This window comes from Gemmobacter sp. LW-1 (genome assembly GCF_001303875.1).
GTDB lineage: Bacteria > Pseudomonadota > Alphaproteobacteria > Rhodobacterales > Rhodobacteraceae > Gemmobacter > Gemmobacter caeni.
The window spans coordinates 241,957-262,144 of sequence record NZ_LJSC01000051.1; the positions used below are offsets into that span (position 1 = coordinate 241,957).

At 64.8% G+C, this 20,188-nt stretch carries 15 protein-coding genes; 6 read left to right on the plus strand and 9 right to left on the minus strand.

Annotated elements, in window-relative coordinates; translation table 11 throughout:
* Nucleotides 1–16: 16 nt before the first annotated feature.
* On the minus strand, nucleotides 17–2,482 hold the full coding sequence (locus AO684_RS15195) for a penicillin acylase family protein (protein WP_054303572.1): 2,466 nt from the start codon (nucleotides 2,480–2,482) through the stop codon (nucleotides 17–19).
* Nucleotides 2,483–2,561: 79 nt separating this feature from the next.
* Here AO684_RS15195 and AO684_RS15200 point away from each other — a divergent pair, with 79 nt between their 5' ends.
* On the plus strand, nucleotides 2,562–3,431 hold the full coding sequence (locus AO684_RS15200; RefSeq protein ID WP_054303573.1) for an NAD(P)-dependent oxidoreductase: 870 nt from the start codon (nucleotides 2,562–2,564) through the stop codon (nucleotides 3,429–3,431).
* 82 nt (nucleotides 3,432–3,513) lie between these two features.
* Here AO684_RS15200 and AO684_RS15205 read toward each other — a convergent pair whose 3' ends face one another.
* On the minus strand, nucleotides 3,514–4,062 hold the full coding sequence (locus AO684_RS15205; protein ID WP_054303574.1) for a YSC84-related protein: 549 nt from the start codon (nucleotides 4,060–4,062) through the stop codon (nucleotides 3,514–3,516).
* A gap of 134 nt (nucleotides 4,063–4,196) precedes the next feature.
* Nucleotides 4,197–5,195 carry a porphobilinogen synthase gene (gene hemB, locus AO684_RS15210; RefSeq protein WP_054303717.1) on the minus strand — a complete coding sequence of 333 codons (999 nt, stop codon included), beginning with the start codon at nucleotides 5,193–5,195 and terminating at the stop codon, nucleotides 4,197–4,199.
* Between the two features lie 170 nt (nucleotides 5,196–5,365).
* Here hemB and AO684_RS15215 point away from each other — a divergent pair, with 170 nt between their 5' ends.
* A complete protein-coding gene (locus AO684_RS15215) occupies nucleotides 5,366–5,890 on the plus strand; it encodes a hypothetical protein (protein WP_054303575.1) in 525 nt (174 codons plus the stop codon).
* Nucleotides 5,891–5,942: 52 nt separating this feature from the next.
* Nucleotides 5,943–9,410, plus strand: coding sequence for a transcription-repair coupling factor (gene mfd, locus AO684_RS15220; RefSeq protein ID WP_054303576.1), 3,468 nt, complete (start codon nucleotides 5,943–5,945; stop codon nucleotides 9,408–9,410).
* Nucleotides 9,411–9,456: 46 nt separating this feature from the next.
* Here mfd and AO684_RS15225 read toward each other — a convergent pair whose 3' ends face one another.
* The 4 genes from AO684_RS15225 to AO684_RS15240 all read right to left on the minus strand — a co-directional run bounded on the left by AO684_RS15225 (nucleotide 9,457) and on the right by AO684_RS15240 (nucleotide 14,599).
* Nucleotides 9,457–11,115: a calcium-binding protein gene (locus AO684_RS15225; protein WP_054303577.1), complete on the minus strand. Its 1,659-nt coding sequence runs from the start codon at nucleotides 11,113–11,115 to the stop codon at nucleotides 9,457–9,459.
* A gap of 135 nt (nucleotides 11,116–11,250) precedes the next feature.
* Complete coding sequence (locus AO684_RS15230; RefSeq protein WP_054303578.1) at nucleotides 11,251–12,447, minus strand: Bcr/CflA family efflux MFS transporter; 1,197 nt, start codon at nucleotides 12,445–12,447, stop codon at nucleotides 11,251–11,253.
* A 2-nt stretch (nucleotides 12,448–12,449) separates the two neighbouring features.
* Complete coding sequence (locus AO684_RS15235) at nucleotides 12,450–13,088, minus strand: DsbA family oxidoreductase (protein WP_054303579.1); 639 nt, start codon at nucleotides 13,086–13,088, stop codon at nucleotides 12,450–12,452.
* Complete coding sequence (locus tag AO684_RS15240) at nucleotides 13,085–14,599, minus strand: class I adenylate-forming enzyme family protein (RefSeq protein ID WP_054303580.1); 1,515 nt, start codon at nucleotides 14,597–14,599, stop codon at nucleotides 13,085–13,087. The genes AO684_RS15235 and AO684_RS15240 overlap by 4 nt, the downstream gene beginning before the upstream one ends.
* A 66-nt stretch (nucleotides 14,600–14,665) precedes the next feature.
* Between AO684_RS15240 and AO684_RS15245 the strand changes: the two genes are divergently transcribed.
* The gene (locus AO684_RS15245) at nucleotides 14,666–15,289 is read left to right on the plus strand and encodes a helix-turn-helix domain-containing protein (RefSeq protein ID WP_054303581.1); all 624 of its coding nucleotides are present in this window, start codon (nucleotides 14,666–14,668) and stop codon (nucleotides 15,287–15,289) included.
* Nucleotides 15,290–15,538: 249 nt separating this feature from the next.
* Here AO684_RS15245 and AO684_RS15250 read toward each other — a convergent pair whose 3' ends face one another.
* Nucleotides 15,539–17,356 carry an extracellular solute-binding protein gene (locus AO684_RS15250; RefSeq protein WP_054303582.1) on the minus strand — a complete coding sequence of 606 codons (1,818 nt, stop codon included), beginning with the start codon at nucleotides 17,354–17,356 and terminating at the stop codon, nucleotides 15,539–15,541.
* Nucleotides 17,357–17,649: 293 nt separating this feature from the next.
* Here AO684_RS15250 and AO684_RS15255 point away from each other — a divergent pair, with 293 nt between their 5' ends.
* Nucleotides 17,650–18,423 carry a 3-hydroxybutyrate dehydrogenase gene (locus AO684_RS15255; RefSeq protein ID WP_054303583.1) on the plus strand — a complete coding sequence of 258 codons (774 nt, stop codon included), beginning with the start codon at nucleotides 17,650–17,652 and terminating at the stop codon, nucleotides 18,421–18,423.
* A 37-nt stretch (nucleotides 18,424–18,460) separates the two neighbouring features.
* Nucleotides 18,461–19,495, plus strand: a complete 1,035-nt coding sequence (locus tag AO684_RS15260; RefSeq protein ID WP_054303718.1) for a patatin-like phospholipase family protein — start codon at nucleotides 18,461–18,463, stop codon at nucleotides 19,493–19,495.
* On the opposite strand, the gene AO684_RS15265 is transcribed toward AO684_RS15260, so the two are convergent.
* Entirely contained in the window at nucleotides 19,466–20,182 is a 717-nt protein-coding gene (locus tag AO684_RS15265; protein ID WP_054303584.1) for a DUF502 domain-containing protein, read from the minus strand. The two genes, AO684_RS15260 and AO684_RS15265, sit on opposite strands and share 30 nt — an antisense overlap.
* Nucleotides 20,183–20,188 lie beyond the last annotated feature (6 nt).

Sequence of the window (20,188 nt, forward strand, 5' to 3'; positions counted from 1 at the left end):
CCCTAATTTGTGAGGCTCAGGGCGCAGGCGGGCGCAGGTGGCTGTCGCCGACCGAGGCCGCGCGGGCCAGAACCGGGTCGAGCGACATCGGGATGTACTCGCCCCGCCGCCAGCGTTCACCCAGATTGTCATAGTGACGGCTGAGCGGGTGCCCCGACTGCCCGGTGGCAATGATGAAGACCGAACTGTCGGGATCGGCGAAATCATAGACGCCGCGATAACCCGCACCATGGACGTTCAGCCAGGGGTCGGGGCCGGTGCCCTTTGGGCTGCCCCGCATCAGCGTATTGTCGTCGCCGCTGGTGCTTTGGCGGATATTCACGAAATAGCGCAGGATCGGCACATTCCCCAGCACCGGATGGTCGTGGGCCGCCTGATGCACATCGCCCCAGCGCCAGCTTTCCAGATTGCGGCCGTATTTCTCGGACAGCTCCAGCAGCGCCTGATCCAGTGCGATGCGGGCCATGTCGGTGCAGGTCTCCACCTGTGCCGACTGGATGACATCACACCATGCACCTGCGCCGTCGATATTGCGGTAGACGCGTTCCAGGAACACCGGCTCGATCTTGGTGAAGGAATCCGCCAGCGGCCCGATCTCGTCACGGATCAGCCGGTCTTGCAGCGCCCGCATCCAGGCCTGATAGATCAGCGGTTCGGGAAGATGTTCGTTCATCTCGCCGTTCCACTTGGCCATCAGTTCCAGCGCGCGCTGGCGCAGCCGTTCGGGCGTGCCCTCGGGGGCGGCCTCGCCGGTGAACCACAGATCTGCGCCGACCAGGGGCAGGATGGCGCGGGCAGTCGGGCTGACGGTATCGAGCTGCGCCTCGATAAAGCTTTCGCGGGTATGCACCTCGCGCGTCTTCATCAGCGTCAGCCAGCGCTGCACGCGCTGTGTATCGCCCCAGTTGTAGGACAGGTGCCGGGGGAAGGGCTGGTCCACCGTCTTGTTGTTGGTATTGCCCAGAATGCCGGTCGCGGGTTTCACGAAGCGCGGGTTTTCCTCGTAGGGAAAGGTTCCGAGCCAGCGGTTTTCGGCCAGCCAGCCGGGTGAGGGCATCCGGCCGCGGGTCTGGTTGCGCGCATCGCGTTGCGGCACCGCGCCAATGATCTGCATGGCGATGCCCTCGCGGTCAGCGAGCATCAGGTTCTGCGCGGGGGCCACGAACAGGCGGCCCGCCTCCATCGCCTCGGCAGTGCTTTTTGCACCCATCAGGCGGATGGCGGCGGTCATCGAAGTGTCCTGCGCTGTCAGCGCGGTCCAGCTGAGCGACATGACATGGCCGGGCGGGGTGATAGTGGCCAGATCGTAATGCGAGCCGGGCAGCACCGGGCCATTGTCGGTCCAGCGCAGGGTGATGGTGACCGGGGCCGCATCCTTGACCTGAATGATGGTGCGGCGGGTTTCGAATTTCTTCCAGCCGTCCGGGGTGCGGTATTCTTCGGAATTGGCGGGATTGACCTCTTCGATATGCAGATCCTGATCGTCGACATAAGCAGTGGTCAGACCCCAGCCCAAAGCCTCGGACCGGCCCGCAAGCACGACGGGCACGCCCGGAATCGTCGCGCCGATCACACCGCCCGAGCGCAGTTCCAGCCGGGCCAGATACCAAAGCGTCGGCGCCGTAAAGCCCAGATGCGGGTCATTGGCCAGAAGCGTGCCGCCGGCAGCCGCCCGTGACGGCGCCGCCGCCCAGGCATTGGAGGCCCCCGAAAAGCCCCGGCGCGGGAAGGGCGACAGCGGATCTTCCGCATAGCGGCGCGGGGCGCCCTGCGGGAAGGGGCCGGGCACGATCTGCGCATAGTCGGGCAGGGCGGCGATGGCCTGACCCGGATCATCGGGCAGAATGTCACGCAGGCGCTGTTCCGGCAGGGTCAGCGACAGCCGGGCGCGGATCACCTCATCCTCCAGCTGGCCTGTCAGTTGCAAGGCCATCAGTTTGAGGATGGCCAGACTGTCGGCGGGCTGCCATGCAGCGATCTCGTTCGAGAAAAAAAAGAACTCCGGCGCCCCACGCCCGCGGGCGCCGCGATTCACCTCGGAAATCCAGGCATTGACGCCTTCTGCATAGGCCTCCAGCGCGGCGCGGGTCGGGTCATCCTGCACCGCCACCGCCTCAGTCGCATAGCGATAGAGGTCATAGCGCCGCATCAGCTCGTCAATCTTCAGGGTCCGGTTGCCAAAGACCTCGGACAGTCGCCCCTGCGCGGTGCGGCGCAGCATGGTCATCTGCCACAGCCGGTCCTGGGCATGGGTGAAGCCCAGCGCAAAATAGACGTCCCGGTCATCCGAGCCGAAGATATGCGGCACATTGTCATTATTGCGCACGATTTCGACCGGGGCATGCAGCCCCTGCAGGGTAAAATCCTCGTTGTAATCCGGCAGGGAGCGCGACAGGAAATAATACGCCCCGACCAGCGCCAGACCGGCCAGAACGACAAGCCCCGTGAAAATGCGGAGCATCCAGCGGAAAACCATGAGCATGGGGCGCGTCCTTGACCTTGAACCCGAGATGCGTTCCTAGTCGATCCTGCGTCCGGGGGCAATTGCAGGAGGGTTCACGATGGCGAAGGTGGCATTTCTCGGCCTTGGGGTCATGGGCTATCCGATGGCAGGACATCTGGTGGCGAAGGGCCATGAGGTGATGGTCTATAACCGGACCGAGGCGAAGGCGAAGGCCTGGGTTGCGGAATTTGGCGGTGGCTGGGGCGCCACGCCGCGCGCGGCGGCCCAGGGGGCGGAATTCGTGATGGCCTGCGTCGGCAATGATGACGACCTGCGCAGCGTCTGCCTTGGCGCGGATGGCGCCTTTTCAGGGATGGAGCGCGGTGCGATCTTCGTCGACCACACCACGGTTTCGGCACAGGTAACGCGTGAACTTTCGGCGGTCGCCGCCGGGGAAGGCAAGGGCTTCGTCGATGCGCCTGTGTCCGGCGGGCAGGCCGGGGCGCAGAATGGCGTGCTTTCCGTGATGTGCGGGGGCGCCCAGGCCGAATATGACCGGGCCGAGCCGGTGATAGCCGCATATGCCCGCATCTGCCGCCGTCTGGGCGACAGCGGCGCCGGGCAGATTGCCAAGATGATGAACCAGATCTGCATTGCCGGCCTGGTACAGGGCCTGTCGGAGGCGCTGGCCTTCGGGCAGAAGGCGGGGCTTGACGGCGAGGCGGTGGTCGAGGTGATCAGTCAGGGGGCAGCCGGAAGCTGGCAGATGGCCAACCGCCACAAGACCATGCTGGCCGGTCAGTTCGATTTCGGCTTTGCGGTGGACTGGATGCGCAAGGATCTGAAGATCTGTCTGGAAACCGCTGACCAGATCGGCGCATCGCTGCCTGTTACCGCGCTGGTGGATCAATTCTACAAGGAAGTGCAGAACATGGGCGGCGGGCGCAATGACACGTCGAGCCTGATCCGGCGCCTGACGCGGGACTGAACCGACAGGACCGGGGCGCTGCCCCGGACCCCGGAGTATTTCGGCAAGAAGCAAATGGGGCGGGTTTCCTGCCCCTTTTGCTTTACGGGATGATGCGGGTGTATTTGGTGCCCGACAGCGTGGCCCCCGCGATCAGGCCCGCCTGACCGAAGACCAGCGCGATCACCGGGTCGATTTCGGTCGTGTCCTTGCCAATGGAGGCGCCCTGTTCCGGAGTGGCGTATTTCAGGTCAGCACCAGCAGCCCAGCCCGGCGAGCGGCGGAAATCGCTGAGAGAATCCTGCGTCATGAAGAACAGTGCATGGGCATATTGCTGAGCACCGATCTGAAGCCCGATGGAGGCCTTCGCGGCGGAATAGTAATCCACCGTCACGTCATTGATGCGCAGCGCCCCGCGACCGAAGGCGCCGCCGATCCCGAAGCCCGCCTCGGTCACCAGCGGCATGTAAAGCACGCCGTAAGCCTTGGAGGCGAGATCGCGCGTGCCGGGGTAGCGGTTGAACAGGTAGTTCCGCGTCTCGTCCACACGGGCGTCGATTGTGGCGCTGCCACGCCCGCCCACGCCATTGCCGCAGGCGCCCAGCGCGAAGGCCGCGCCCGAGCACAGAAGAAAGGTGCGTCTGTCGATCATGCTCTGCCTCTCATTGCTTGCGGCGCTGCCGCATGGCCTCTGACGGGCCGTCCGATCCACATATAGCGGATCAGGTGGCGCATGTCACTTGCCCTTGACCGGCGGCAGGGCCGGTTCCGGCGAAAGACCGCCCGTCAGGCCCGCAGGAGCCGCGCGACGGCGGGGGCGAAATAGGTCAGGATGCCGTCGCAGCCCGCGCGTTTGAAGCCCAGAAGGCTTTCAACCATGGCCTTTTCGCCGTCGATCCAGCCGTTCAGGGCCGCGCCCCGGATCATCGCATATTCACCGGAGACCTGGTAGGCATAGGTCGGTACGCCAAAGCTGTCTTTCACGCGGCGACAGATATCGAGATAGGGCATGCCCGGCTTGACCATCACCATATCCGCGCCCTCGCGCAGGTCACGCTCGATCAGGCGCAGGGCTTCGTCGCTGTTGCCGGGGTTCATCTGATAGGTCTTCTTGTCCCCCTTCAGCGCGCCCGAGGCGCCCACGGCATCGCGGAACGGCCCGTAGAACGCGCTGGCATATTTGGCGGAATAGGACAGGATCGCCACGTCCTTGTGGCCCGCGGCTTCCATCGCCGCGCGGATCGCGCCGATCCGGCCATCCATCATGTCGGAGGGGCCGAGGATGTCAGCGCCGCTGTCGGCCTGCGCCAGCGCCATGCGGACCAGCGCCTCGACCGTTTCATCATTCAGGATGATGCCGTCGCGCACAAGGCCGTCATGGCCGTTGGAGTTATAGGGATCGAGCGCGATGTCGGTCATCACCGCGATTTCCGGCACTGCCGCCTTGATGGCACGGATGCAGCGGTTGGTCAGGTTGTCGGGGTTCCAGGCCTCTTCGCAGGTCTCGGTTTTGACAGAAGGATCGGTATAGGGAAAGAGGCAGAGCGCCGGGATGCCAAGCGCCGCCGCCTCTTCCGCCGCCTGCACCGCGAGGTCGATCGACAGCCGGTCGACACCGGGCATCGACATCACGGGTTCGCGGATATTCTCGCCGTCGCGAATGAAGATCGGCCAGATCAGGTCATTGGTTGTCAACACATTTTCCTGTGTCAGCCGGCGCAGGCTTTCCGTGCGGCGGACACGGCGGAAACGGGTGGCGGGAAAGGCGGCCTGGCTGGGATGCATCGTCATGTCCTTGCGGCAAGTCCTGATTTGCGGGGATGGGCCAGCCACCCCGCGCCGGATTTTTTTCTGCCTGCCATGGAAAAGCCTGCGCTGCAAGGATAGGAATGCCGCAGTCCCGCCATTTGCCGGGGCGGCCGTTTCCGAACGGCGGGACACGACCGGAGAGTTGCATGCAGTGGTATGAAACCATATTCGAACTGATCGACATGCGGTCATTCTCGAACCTGTGGTTCTGGATCATGCTGGCGGTGCAATGGTCGATGACAAGCCATTGGGTGTTGGGGGTGCCCTTCGATCTAGTGCTGCGCGCGCGTCGCAGCGGCGGTCAGGCGCTGGAGGATCTGGAGGCGATGGCGCGGGTCAATGTGAACCGGCTGCTTTACATCACCCATGTCTCGGGTCTGTGGATCGCGGGGTTCGTGGCCTTCATCCTGACGCTGCTGGTGGTTCTGGGCTTTTACTACGGGATCGAGTTCGCCCAGGCCGCCTTCTGTCTGTTCTGTCCCATGGTGGTCGTCTCGACCCTTTCGGTCCGCAGCGCCCACCGCATCGCGGATGGCGACCACCGGGGCGAGGTGCTGGTGCGGCGGCTGGTGCATCTGCGGATGGGGACGCAGCTGATCGGGATGATCGCCATTCTGCTGACCTCGCTGTGGGGGATGTACCAGAACATGCATATCGGCGTTCTGGGCTAGGCGGTTCCGGGCAAGGCTTTACTTCGGCGACGCAGGGGTTAGATCGGGGCTCATGTCGGAACAGATGAAGATCGTCCTCGGCGGTGCGCCAGAGGGATATGATGCCCGCCTGCTGGCGAAGGAACTGTCGCGTGGCCGGGCCGTGGTGCATGTCGCGCGCGACGACAAGCGGATGGAGGCGATGCGCCGCGCGCTGGCCTTCATGGCGCCCGATGCGCTGGTGCTGGATTTCCCGGCCTGGGACTGCCTGCCCTATGACCGGGTGTCGCCCAATCCCGAAATCTCGGCCCGCCGGATGGCGACACTTGCGCTGCTGGCGCATGGGGTGGCGGATCGCTTCATCCTGCTGACCACGCTGAACGCGGTGACGCAGCGCCTGCCCGCGCGCGAGGTGGTGCGGGCGGCGTCCTTCTCGGCCCGTGTGGGCGAACGGGTGAACGAGGGCGCCTTGCGCGACTACCTGGCGCGCATGGGGTTTTCACCGACGACCACCGTGACCGAACCCGGCGATTACGCGCTGCGCGGCGGTATCGTTGACATCTATCCGCCGGGCGAGGGTGGGCCGGTGCGGCTGGATTTCTTCGGTGACGTGCTGGACGGCATCCGCCGCTTCGACCCTGAAAGCCAGCGCACGACCGAAAAACTGACGGCCGTCGATCTGGCGCCGGTGTCGGAGGTCATGCTGGACGAGGCGGCGATCACCCGTTTCCGCCAGACCTATCGCATCGAATTCGGTGCCACGACGGATGATCCGCTGTATGAAGCGGTCAGCGCGGGCCGCAAGCATCAGGGGATGGAGCACTGGCTGCCGTGGTTCCATGACCGGCTGGAAACGCTGTTCCACTATCTGCCCGATGCCAGCGTCATGCTGGACGATCAGGTGACACCCGCACGGCTGTCGCGCTGGGAGGGGATCGCCGACCAATATGAGGCGCGGCGTGAACATCTGGGCGTCAAGGGGCGCATGGATACGGTTTACAAACCGTGCCCGCCCGAGGCGCTTTATCTGGACGACGACGCCTTTGAGGCTTCGATTGCCGGGCATCGGGTGATCCAGCTTTCGCCTTTGCCGCAAAGCCCCGGTCCGGGCGTTCTGGATGCGGGCGGGCGGATCGGGCGCAATTTCGCGCCCGAGCGACAGGTCGAAAGCCTGAGCCTGTTCGGTGCGCTGGCCGATCATGTGCGCAGCCTGCGGACAGAGCGGCAGGTGGTGATTGCTTCGTGGTCCGAAGGGGCGCGCGAGCGGCTGAAGGGGCTGATGGAGGATCAGGGGCTTTCGGCCACCGCTGAAATCGCCGATCTGCGCGCAGTGCCGGAAGGCAAGGGCGGGCTGTTCCTCGCGGTCTGGGCGCTGGACGAGGGCTTTACCGCGCCGGGCCTTGCGGTGATTTCCGAACAGGATGTGCTGGGCGACCGCCTGCTGGGCAAGCCGCGCCGCAAGAAACGGGCCGAGAACTTCCTGCAAGACCTCGGCACGCTGTCGCCCGGCGATCTGGTGGTGCATGTCGAACATGGTGTCGGGCGGTTCGTGGGCCTTGAAACCCTGCGCGTGCCCGAACCGCCGCGCAACCGCCCCGGCCCGCCGCATGAATATGTGCATCTGGTCTATGCCGAGGACGCCAAGCTTTATCTGCCGGTCGAAAATATCGAACTCCTCAGCCGCTATGGGCATGAGGACGGGTTGCTGGACCGTCTGGGCGGCGGGGCATGGCAGGCGAAGAAGGCAAAGCTCAAGGAGCGTATCCGCGAGATTGCCGACCGGCTGATGCGGATTGCCGCAGAACGTCACCTGCGCCATGCCCCGATCCTTGAGGCGCCGCATTCGGCATGGGAGGCCTTTGCCGCGCGCTTCCCCTATCAGGAAACCGACGACCAGTTGAACGCCATCGCCGATGTGGTGGCGGATCTTGAGGCCGGCAATCCGATGGACCGGCTAGTCGTGGGCGACGTGGGCTTCGGCAAGACCGAGGTCGCGATGCGCGCCGCCTTTGTCGCCGCCATGGCGGGGATGCAGGTCGCGGTGATCTGCCCGACCACGCTTCTGGCACGCCAGCATTACCGCAGCTTCGCCGAACGCTTCCGCGGTTTCCCGATCGAGGTGCGACCGCTGTCACGCTTCGTCTCCGCCAAGGATGCCGCCACCACCCGCAAGGGGCTGGAAGATGGCACGGTGGACATCTGCGTCGGCACCCATGCGCTGCTGGCGAAGGGGGTGAAGTTCAGGAACCTCGGGCTGCTGATCATCGACGAGGAACAGCATTTCGGCGTCAGCCACAAAGAGCGGCTGAAGGAAATGCGCGCCGAGGTGCATGTGCTGACGCTGACCGCGACGCCGATCCCGCGCACGCTGCAACTGTCGCTCACGGGCGTGCGCGACCTCTCGATCATCGCCACCCCGCCAGTGGACCGGCTGGCGATCCGCACTTATGTCAGCGAGTTCGATACCGTGACGCTGCGCGAGGCACTGTTGCGCGAACGCTATCGCGGCGGGCAAAGCTTCTTCGTGGTGCCGCGCGTGGCCGATCTGCCCGAGATTGAGGATTTCCTGCGGACCCATGTGCCGGAGGTCAGCTATGTCGTGGCGCATGGTCAGCTGGCGGCGGGTGATCTTGATGAGCGGATGAACGAGTTCTACGACGGGAAATACGACGTGCTGCTGGCCACCACGATCGTGGAAAGCGGGCTCGACATCCCGACCGCGAACACGATGATCGTGCACCGCGCCGACATGTTCGGCCTCAGCCAGCTTTACCAGATCCGGGGTCGCGTCGGCCGGTCGAAAACCCGGGCCTATTGCTATCTGACCACCAAACCGCGCAGCCCGCTGACGCCGCAAGCGCAGAAGAGGCTGAAGCTGCTGGCAAGCCTCGACAGCCTCGGTGCCGGGTTCAACCTTGCCAGCCACGACCTCGACCTGCGCGGGGCGGGGAACCTGCTGGGCGAGGAACAGTCAGGCCATATCAAGGAAGTCGGCTACGAACTTTACCAGCAGATGCTGGAAGAGACGATTTCCAAGATCAAATCGGGCGAGATCACCGGCCTCGCGCCGGTCGACGATCAATGGGCGCCGCAGATCAACCTTGGCGTTCCCGTGCTGATCCCCGAGGAGTATGTGCCCGATCTGGATATCCGGCTGGGGCTTTACCGCAGGCTCAGCCATCTGGCGAGCAAGGTGGAGCTGGAGGGTTTCGCCGCCGAACTGATCGACCGTTTCGGGCCGCTGCCGAAAGAGGTGAACACGCTCATGCTGGTCGTGCGCATCAAGGCGATGTGCAAGAAGGCGGGCATCTCGCGGCTGGATGCGGGGCCGAAAGGCGCTACGGTGCAGTTCCACAATGACAAATTCGCCAATCCGGCGGGGCTGGTGGAATATCTTCAGGCCCAGCAGGGCGGGGCCAAGGTCGCGGGCAACAAGATCGTGCTGGCCGTCGACTGGCCGACCGAGGGCGACCGCATCCGCGGCGCCTTCGGCATCGCGCGCGATCTGGCGGAAAAAATCCTGAAACCGAAGGGCAAATGAAAGGCCCGGGCGCTTGCCCGGGCCTTTCACATCTGTCGACTGCCGGTCAGAGCAGGAAGTCGTCGAACACCACGTCACCAGCCAGCTGCGAGATCTTGGTATTGCGCAGGGTCAGCGTGTCGCCCGTTTCGAAGGTGAACACGAGGTTGCGGCCCACGGCCTCGCCCAGATCGCGCAGTTCGGTGAAGTTCGACACACCCAGGTTGGTGTCGATCAGCAGCGTGTCGACGCCATCGCGGAAATCGGTGATCGTATCCGAGCCGCCGTTGTCGCCGAAGACGAAGGTATCGGCACCGCGACCGCCGCTCAGCCGGTCATCGCCCGAACCGCCATCCAGCGTGTCGTTGCCGGTGCCGCCGATCAGCGTATCGGTGCCGCTGCCCCCGGTGATCGCATCGTTGCCGCTGCCACCATCGCCACGGTCGTTGCCGCCGCCCAGGAACATCGTATCGTTATCGGCACCGCCCAGAACGGTATCGTTGCCGAGGCCCGCGTCGATCTGATCGTCGCCGCTGTCGCCGTTGATGACATCGTCCCCGGACTGGCCGGTGATCTGGTCGTTACCGGAGCCGCCCGTGATCTTGTCGGCATCGCTGCCGCCGTTGATCGTATCGTTCCCGGCATCGCCGGCGAGCGTATTGGTGCCCGCGCCGCCCTGGATCACGTCATTGCCGGAACCGCCGCTGACGGTGTCATTGCCATCGCCACCATAGAGCGTGTCATTGCCGGAGCCACCGCTGAGCTTGTCATTGCCATCGCCACCATCCACCAGATCGCTGCCGCCACCGGCCAGAACGCGGTCGTTGCCGACGCCACCAAAGATCTGGTCGACGCCACTGCCGCCGGTCACGGTGTCGTCGCCGGTGCCGCCATCCAGCAGGTTGGTGCCGGAGCCGCCATGGATATAATCGTTGCCAGCATCGCCGCTGATCGTGTCATCCCCGATCCGGCCCAGCAGACGGTCATTGTCGGCGCCACCACTGATGGAGTCGTTGCCGGTCCCGCCGTCAACGGTATCGGCCCCGGTGCCGCCGTTAATGCTGTCGTTGCCCGCCTCCCCGAAGATACGGTCATTGCCGCCGCGGCCATCCGCGATATCGGCACCCGAGCCAAGGCGCAGCTTGTCATCGCCCACCGTGCCGGACACGGTGTCATCGCCGATGCCCGCGCTCAGATAGGATTCGCTCCAGTCATGCACGCCGTCGATCCCGATGATGAGATCGTTTTCGGCCGTGCCCGACATCGAGTCGAAGTTTTTCGGATACAGACGGAAGCCCGGCCCGAGACGGGTGCTCGACCATTCGCTCACATCCGAGCTGGCATAGGCGTCAGCCAGGAAAGCGTTGTAGGCGTTGATATCCGCGAAAGCCGGCAGTTCATCACCGTCGATGACGAAGAAGTGGTCATTACCGTCCGAGGTCGTCACGCGCATGATCTTGGTGAAGTTCGTGCCGCCCCAGTTCACTTCGGCGATGGCCGCCTGGGTATTCAGGTTGACCGGCCCGCCGTCGACGTTCACGCCATAGGCCGAACCGACGATCTTGGTGATGGTGATGGAAGAATAGTCACCGCTTACGGGCGCATCGAAGCTGTATTCGAAGCCGAAGCCGGTATTCGCCACGATGTCGATGGTCGACGCAGAAATAGCATTCGGAGTCGAGGCCGAGTAACCGACCTGAAAGCCGGTGAGGGTAATGGTCGTCATGTGTTGTCCTCTGCAAAATGGATGTGTCTTGCCCCTGTGGCCCTGTGGTTAATGGTCAAGCGGGGCGAAAATGTGAAAAATCATTGTCGGGCGCAGAAAACTCGCCCGGGAATGGAAAAAAGAATCGGGCCGCAATCAGCGGCCCGGCATGAGTTTCATCAGCAGGAAGCCCGCAGCCGTCAGGGCACAGACCCCGAAGGCCAGCGGAACGGGCGTGCCGTCGAAGGCAAGACCCAGCGGGGCGGCGATTGCAACCGCGACCACCGTCGCCAGCGAGCCGGTGACCGAGGCCGCCATCCCGGCGATATGACCCACCGGCTCCAGCGCGAGGGCGTTCAGATTGCCCAGCGTCAGGCCCGCCACCATGAAGACGGTGATGGTCCAGAACACATAGACACCGAAGTAAAGGTCGGGGGGCAGCAGGCCGCTGGCGGAAATCAGGGCAAAACACAGCGACAGGGCGACCTGCGCGGCCAGTGTCGTGCTGATCAGAAGCCGCATGCCCAGCCGCACCACCAGCGTGGCGTTGATGACGCTGGCGCTGCCCGACAGAATGGCAATCAGCGCGAACCAGAACGGAAAGCTTTCGGCGCGGCCAAAGGTGGTGTCGAAGATCTGCTGGGTCGAGGACAGCGTGCCGAACAGCGCGGCAAAGCAGAAGGTCTGCGCCAGCATCGCGATGACCACGATGCGGTTGGTCAGAACCTCGCGCAGCGCCTGCACCAGTGCAGGCACGCTCAGCGGTCGGCGGGCGGCAGGCAGCAGCGTTTCAGGCTGGCGCAGGGTCAGCCACAGCAGCGGCACTGCCGCGAAGCACAGGAAGCCAAGGAAGATCGCGCGCCAGCCGAAGCCCGCGATGATGAAACTGCCGATCAGCGGTGCCACGGCGGGGACGAGGGTGAAGATCATCATGGCGAAGCTGACGATCCGCGCCATCTCGCGTCCCTTGTAGAGGTCGCGCACCAGCGCCAGCGACACGACACGCGGCCCGGCCGCACCGATGCCTTGTACCACGCGCGCCGCCAGCACGGTTTCCAGCGTCGGCGCGAAATGCGCGACGATAGCCGCCACCGCATAGATCGCTCCCCCCCCGAGGATGACACGCTTGCGCCCAAGACTGTCCGACAGCGGCCCGGCAAAGAAAGTGCCCAGCCCCATGCCCAGAACGAAGCTGGTCACGATCAGCTGCGCGCGGTTCGTGGCGTCGGGCGTCAGTTCCAGCGCGATTTGCGGCAGCGCGGGCAGCATGGCGTCGATGGAAAAGGCGATGAGCGCGAAAAGAAACGCGATCATGGCGATGAATTCGGGTTGTGACAGCCTGCGCGTCGTCATGGTCACTCGTCTCCTCTTTCCGCGATGTCGCGGATCACATCGGCCCAGAATGCGGGCTTCTGGGCGCCCGATACCACATAGGTATCGGCAATGATGAAGGTCGGCACTGCATTCACACCGCGCTCGCGCGCATGGGCGTCACGGCCCAGCACCGTGTCGCGGTCGGCGTCGCTGTCCAGCAGGCGGGCGACCATGGCGCGATCCATTCCGGCGGCTTCGGCGAGATCGGCCAAAACCGCCCGGTCGCCAATATCGCGTCCCTCGCGCCAGTAAGCACGGAACAGGGCAGAGATCACGGCGCCCTGCCGCCCTTCCAACCCGGCCCAGTGCATCAGGCGATGGGCGTCCAGCGTGTTGGGCACGCGCGTGATGGCCGCGAAATCGAAATTGACCCCGGCCTCGCGGCCCAGCTCTTCCAGCCGCAGATGCGCCTGTACCGCGCGTTCCTGCGTGCCAAAGAGGCGCAGCATGTAATCGGCACGGTCCACCCCTTCGGCGGGCAGGCCGGGGTTCAGCTGGAACGGATGCCATTCCAATGTGAACGGATGGTCGGGATTGGCCTCCAGCGCGCGGTCAAGCTGGGCCTTGCCCAGATAGCACCACGGGCAGACGGGATCGGCGAAGACATCGAGACGGATCATTGCGGGGTCCAGAGCGCGGCAAGCGCGCGGCGGTTCAGCTTGCCGTTGGGGTTGCGGGGAAGGGCGGCGACCTGCTGCCAGATACGCGGCTGCTTGTAACGGGCCAGCGACGCGGCTGCGGCGGTCTCCAGCGGCGCGGGGTCCAGCGCGGCGGGGCCGGTGTAAAAGGCGGCGATGACGCGGTTGCCGGGCGACACCTCGACCTCGGTCACCGCCAGATCCTCGACGCCCGGCAGATGCGCCAGCGCGGCCTCGATCTCCATGGGGGAAACGCGATAGCCGCCGGGGTTCATCTGGTCGTCGTCGCGACCCAGATAGGTGATGGCGCCTTCCTCGCGCATGCAGACCTGATCGCCGGTGAGGAACCAGCCGCCACGGAACCGCGCCTCGGTCGCCTCGGGCGCATCCAGATAGCCGAGCATGAGGCCCGGATCATCCGCCCCCACCGCCAGCGTGCCGGGCGTGCCACGCGGCACCGGGCCAGCGTCTCCCAGCACCGCGATGCGGCGCCCGGCCTGCGGGAAGCCCGCGCAGCCCACGGGCGCCGGACGGTCGGGGCTGCCCGAGATGAAGGTGGAACATTCCGACATGCCCAGCGCCTCGTGCAGGTCGGTGCCGGTGGCGGCCTGCCACTGGCTGCGCAGGGCGGGGATCAGGGTTTCCCCGGCGCTGAGACCATGGCGCAGGCGCGGCAGGGTGGGCAGGGTGCCGCGCAGCATCTGGCGGATCACACCGGGGGCAGCGGCGAAGATCGTGGCGTCGAAACGCTTCAGCAGCAGAGGCAGCTGCGCGGGCGTCACCCCGGCACCGGGGATCAGCGCGGTCGCGCCCACCGTCCAGGGGTCCATCAGCCCGGTGCCGAGCGTATAGGTCCAGTTGAAGGCGCCGGCATGCATCAGACGGTCGTCGGGGCCCAGCCCCTCCCATCCCTGGTGCATCAGCCCGCGGCCCAGAATAGCGCGATGCGCATGCACCACCGCCTGCGGACGCCCCGAGGTGCCAGAGGTAAAGACGATATAGGCGGGCCGGTCAGCCCGGCCCATGTGCCATTCGGCAGGCGGCAGATCGGTCATGGCGGCGAGCCGCGCAGCGGCCAGCACCGGAATATCGGGCAGGTCGGGCAGGGCGACGCCGTCCCCCGCGATCACCAGACTCGGTGACAGACGGGAAGCCATCGCGGTAATCTCGGTTCCCGTCAACTGCGCCGAGGTCGGCACCGGCACCAGACCGGCGGCAATGGCGCCAAGGAAGGCCACAGCGAAAGCCGGTTCATTGCCCAGCCGCAGCAGCACCCGGTCGCCGGGATGCAGACCCTCGGCCAGTAGGCCGGTAGCGGCCCCCCGAACGGCGGCGATCAGCCGCGCATAGCTCCAGCGCTCCGCGCCGGTGGGCCGGACGATCTGAAGCGCGGGCTTGTCGGGTGTGGCAGCACCTGCCGCAAGAACATGCGCGGCCAGATTGAACGCGGCCGGAACCGGGATCGGCGCGCCAGGATCGGTAAGGGACAACATCCGGCCTTGCTATTCCCCGTGCGAGCGCGTTGCAAGACGCCGCGCCCTGCCGTAATGCACAGTGCCATGAGCAGGAACGAACCCCCGTCGCTGATCCGTATTGCCCGCGAAAGCGGAGCGGAGACGATTGTCGAGCCGCTGGACCTCGGCACCCGCGTGCGCGAGTTGCGCAAGGCGAAGGGCTGGACGCTGGAACAGGCGGCGGAACGGGCCGGGCTGGCGCGGTCAACCCTGTCGAAGATCGAGAACGGGCAGATGTCGCCCACCTATGAGGCGCTGAAGAAGCTGGCCGGCGGGCTGGCGATTTCGGTGCCGCAACTCTTTACCCCGCCCGCGCGGGCGCAGGTGAACGGACGTCTTGCAGTGACCAAGGCGGGCGAGGGGCAGGCCCATGCCACCACGACCTATGAACACGAACTTCTGGCGGGGCCGCTGAAGGGAAAGCAGATGCTTCCCTATCGCGCCACCATCCGCGCCCGCACACCAGAGGAGTTCGACGGCTGGGTGCGCCACGACGGCGAGGAGTTCCTGTATGTCCTCACCGGGATCGTGCGGCTTTATTCCGAATTCTATGAACCCGTGGATCTGCGCCGGGGCGACAGCGCTTATTATGACGCGACCATGGGACATAACGTGATCTCGCTCAGTGACGAGGATGCGACCATCCTCTGGGTCACCTCGCTGCCCTGACCAGCGGGCAACCTTTTCCCGTTGCACATGGCAAAAGGCAAGACGGCATCCGCGATGCCGTCCTGTTCCATGACATTTGCAACAACGGATTTCCGGTCAGAACCAGCCTGCGACCCGGTTCGCCCCGCCCGAAATATCGCGGCCCACGCCATCCACGGTATTGCAGCCCGCCAGAACAGCCAGCGCCAGAACCGCCGTCAGTTTCCAGATATTCATAACACTCTGCCTCGGTTTCTTCGTTCTTGTTTCTTACTGCGCCTGCCACCACACATCCGGCGTCACCTCGGGCCAGTCGCCATAAAGCGGCATAGGATCCGGCCGGGTGACGCGGCGGTCATGCGCGACGCGCGCGACCGGAGAATACCACAGCGGCACGACATATCTACCCGCTGTAAGCACACGATCCAGTGCGCGTGTCGCCGCGACAAATTCCTCGGGTTCGGTGGTGGAAAGCATTTCGTCGATCAGGGCATCCACAGCAGGCGACGCGATGCCCGGCCAATTGCGCGATCCCGGCACGGTGGCGGCGGCCGATCCCCAGTAAAGCCGCTGCTCCGTTCCGGGGCTGAGCGACAGCGCACGGATGAAATGCGTCATGTCGAAGTTGAACGCATTTGTCCGCTCGACATACTGCGCATTGTCCACGGTGGTGACATGCGCCCTGATGCCCAGCCGTTTCAGCGATTCGACATAGATGCTGGCGGCCCCGATCATATCGAGCTGGCCGTTGGTCAGCAGGATTTCAAAGCTGAACGCCGTGCCCGCCGCGTTGCGCAGCGTGCCGTCCTGCACGGTCCAGCCCGCATCGGCCAGCAGTCTGGTTGCCGCGCGCAGGTTCTTGCGGTTGGCGCCGCTGCCATCCCCCCTGGGCAGGCTGTAGCCTTCCAGAGTGCCGGGCAGCAGATCGCCTGCGAAAGGCTCCAGCAGGGCGCGTTCGCGCCCTTCGGCGGGCGTGTCGGGCAGCATGCCCAGCGGCGAGTTCGAGAAATACGAGGCGATGCGCGGCAGAGCGCCGTCATTCAGCACCGTATTGGCCTGTTCAAAATCGAAAGCGAGGATCAGCGCCTCACGCACGCGCCAATCGGCAAAGAGCGGACGGCGGGTGTTGAAGGCAAAACCCTCGATCCCCGAGGGGCGGCCATGCGGGATTTCGTCCTTCACCACGTCGCCGCGTGTCACTGCCGGAAAATCGAAGTTGCGCAGCCATTTTACCGGATTGGTTTCGCGATAAAGCGACAGCTCGCCCGCCTTGAACGCCTCGAACTGCGCCGTGTCGAGCGAGAAGTATTCGACCCGGATTTCATCAAAGTTCTGCCGTCCGCGATTGACCGGCAGATCCTTGCCCCACCAGTCGGGGTTCCGGCGGAGCGAGAGATAGCGCCCCGGCTCCAGACCCGCGACGACATAGGGGCCCGACCCAATGGGCGGCTCCAGCGTGGAGGCGGTGAAATCCTTGCCCTCCCATTGCGCCTTCTTCAGCACCGGGCGCAGACCCAGCAGCAGCGGCAATTCGCGGTTGGGGCTGGAAAAGGTGAAGCGGAGACTGCGCGGGCCGGTGATTTCGGATTTGGCGATTGCGGCCCAGGCATTCGCGTATTTCGGATGGCCCTCGGTTCCCAGGGTCGCAAAAGACCACAGCACATCCTCGGGCGTGACGGGGCTGCCATCCGAAAAGCGCGCGCCCTCGCGCAGGGTGAATTCCACATAGCTGCGCGACGAATCGGTGGTCACGGATTCGGCCAGCAAGCCATAAAGGGTGAAGGGTTCATCAAAGCTGCGCGCTAGCAGGGTTTCGGTGCTGTAGAGCGCGATGTAGCGCGGTGCCACCCCCTTGAGGATGAAGGGGTTGAGACTGTCGAAGCCGCCATTTTCCCCCAGCACGATGCGGCCGCCCTTCGGCGCTTCGGGGTTGACATAGGGGAGGGACACAAAATCCGGTGGGAGGGCAGGTTCTCCATACATAGCTATGCCATGTGCGGGTGAGTCGCCCCAGACCGGAGCCGCACCGAGAATCGCCGTCGCAGCCAGGGCGATCACGCGAAATTTCCCGAAAAAAACCTGTATCATTCCGGCGACAATCCTTCGCAGCCCTGTTTTTCTTGGGCCGGACACTATTCCGGCAATCGTGGATTTTCAAACTTTTAACTTGGACTGCACGGCGCCACGCGGTATAAAGGGGGCACTGCTCGATAGGTTTCTTGCCTGTATGAAACCTGCCTCAAAGACTTAACGCCGGCTTCGCGCCGGCGTTTTTTTTGGCTTTCACGTTCCCGGGACTGTGCTGCAATGCGGCACGAAAAGGCTGGCGATGCCGCGTCAAACGCCTATGTTGACGGCGTATCCAGTACAGGAGAAGCGACATGACGCTGAAGGGAAAACGGGCGGTCGTCACCGGATCGAATTCGGGGATCGGCCTTGGCACCGCCATCGAACTGGCAAAAGCCGGAGCCGATGTGGTGATCAACAGCTTCACCGACCGCGACGAGGATCACGCGCTGGCCGCGAAACTGGCGGCGGAACATGGTGTGAATGTGCACTATATCGCCGCCGACATGTCGAAGGCCGAGGATTGCCGTGGCCTGATCGAAAAGGCGGGCGGCTGCGATATTCTCGTGAATAATGCCGGTATCCAGTTCGTGTCGCCGGTCGAGGATTTTCCGGTCGAGAAATGGAATGCGATCATCGCGATCAACCTGACTTCGGCCTTCCATACCACGGCGGCCGCGCTGCCGGGCATGCGCAAGGCGGGCTGGGGACGGATCGTCAACATCGCCTCGGCGCATGGCCTGACCGCCTCGCCGTTCAAGTCGGCCTATGTCGCGGCCAAGCATGGCGTTGTCGGCCTGACCAAGACGGTGGCGCTGGAAACCGCGGGCAAGGGCATCACCTGCAATGCGATCTGCCCTGGCTATGTGCTGACCCCGCTGGTCGAGGCGCAGATCCCCGACCAGATGAAGGTGCACAACATGGATCGCGAGACGGTGATCCGCGAAGTCATGCTGGACCGTCAGCCCTCGCGCCAGTTCGCCACGGTTGAGGAAATCGGCGGCACCGTGGTCTTCCTCTCCAGCGCAGCCGCAGCCCAGATCACCGGCACGACGATCAGCGTCGATGGCGGCTGGACCGCGATGTGATGCAGTCTGCCCCGATGAACGGCAGGGGCGCGGCCCGGTGACGCTGCGCCTCAATCTGGCCTTGCAGGGCGGGGGCGCGCATGGCGCCTTCACCTGGGGCGTGCTCGACCGGCTGCTGGAAGAGCCGGATATCGAAATCGCGGGGATCACCGGCACATCGGCGGGGGCGCTGAATGCAGCCGCGCTGAAGATGGGGCTGTTGCAGGGCGGGCCGCAGGCCGCGCGCGAAAGCCTTGACCGGCTGTGGACCGATGTCGGCCAGCTGGGCAACCTGCGGGTGGCGCGCTGGGTCACGGCGGCCTTTCCCATGGCGACAGCCATGGCCGAGGTCGCTGCGGCGGCGGTGCCCGTCTCCCCCGCCGGGATCGCGGCGCAAATCTTCAGCCCCTATTCCTGGGGGCCGTTCTGGCAGAATCCGCTGCACGAGGTGGTGGCGCGTTTCGATTTCACCCATGTCTGTTCCACGGCGGGGCCTGACCTGTTCGTCAGCGCCACCAATGTCCGCAGCGGCAAGATCCGGGTGTTCTCTGGCGCCGAGATTTCGCCGGCCACGCTGCTTGCCTCTGCCTGCCTGCCCACAGCCTTTCAGGCGATCGAGCTGGAAGATCCTGCGACCGGCAAGATGGAAGTGTTCTGGGATGGCGGTTTCACCGGCAATCCGGCGCTGTTCCCGCTGTATCTGCCGCATCTGCCCGACGATATCCTCGTCATCGCCATCAACCCGCTGCGGCGCGACGCGATCCCGATGACGCCGGTCGAGATTCAGGACCGGATCAACGAAATCAGTTTCAATGCCGCACTGCTGGGCGAATTGCGTTCGGTCGCTTTTGTCAAACGGCTAATTGCCGAGGGGCGGATGCCCGAAGGCGCGATGAAGGACATCAACCTGCATCTGGTGTCGGATGAAAAGCTGATGAATGAACTCGACGCGGGCAGCAAGCTCAGCCCCGATCCGGCGTTTCTGGCCCGGCTGAAGGCGGCGGGGCGCAAGGCCTGCGCGGGCTTCCTGCACCGGCACAAGGCCAGCATCGGCCGCGAAAGCTCAATCGACCTGCGCGGCCTGTTCGGCTAGGGCGCGCATATCTTTCGCGGTCGGCGCCACCAGCCCGGCTGAGACGATCAGCTTCACCGCTTCGTCGGCCTTCATGTCCAGAAGGATCACATCTTCCTCGGGCAGATACAGCAGGATGCCCGAGGTAAAGGGGGTCAGCGCCACGAAAACCGCGATCATCTGCCGGTCGGTCGGCAGTTTCGCGGCGATCTCGCCCTTGGCCGTGGTGGCGACAAATCCCACGGCCCAGCAGCCGGGGCGGGGAAATTCCACCAGACAGGTGCGATCAAAGCTGCGCTCGGATTTGGCGAAGAAGGTTTCCGTGACTTGCTTGAACCCGCCATAGACTGACCGGACGACCGGCATCCGGTCGACCAGCGCCTCGGTCCGGGCGATCAGCGTGCGGCCGATTAGGCCCTTGGCTACCCATCCGGCAAGGATGGTGAACAGCAGAAACACCACCACGCCGACGCCGCGCACCGGATAGGCCATGCCGGGGCCGAAGTAATACCCCATCAGCGCCTCGGGGCGCCAGTTGTGCGGGATCAGCGGGATGATCCAGCTGTCGATCCAGCCGATCACCGCATAGACCAGATAGACCGTCAGCCCGATGGGCAGAACCACGACCAGCCCGGTCAGGAAGCTGGCCCGAAGTCCGGCAAACAGGCTGCGGCGGCGGTGGTGTTCGGTGGGCTGATCGGGGGTCATCGGGCA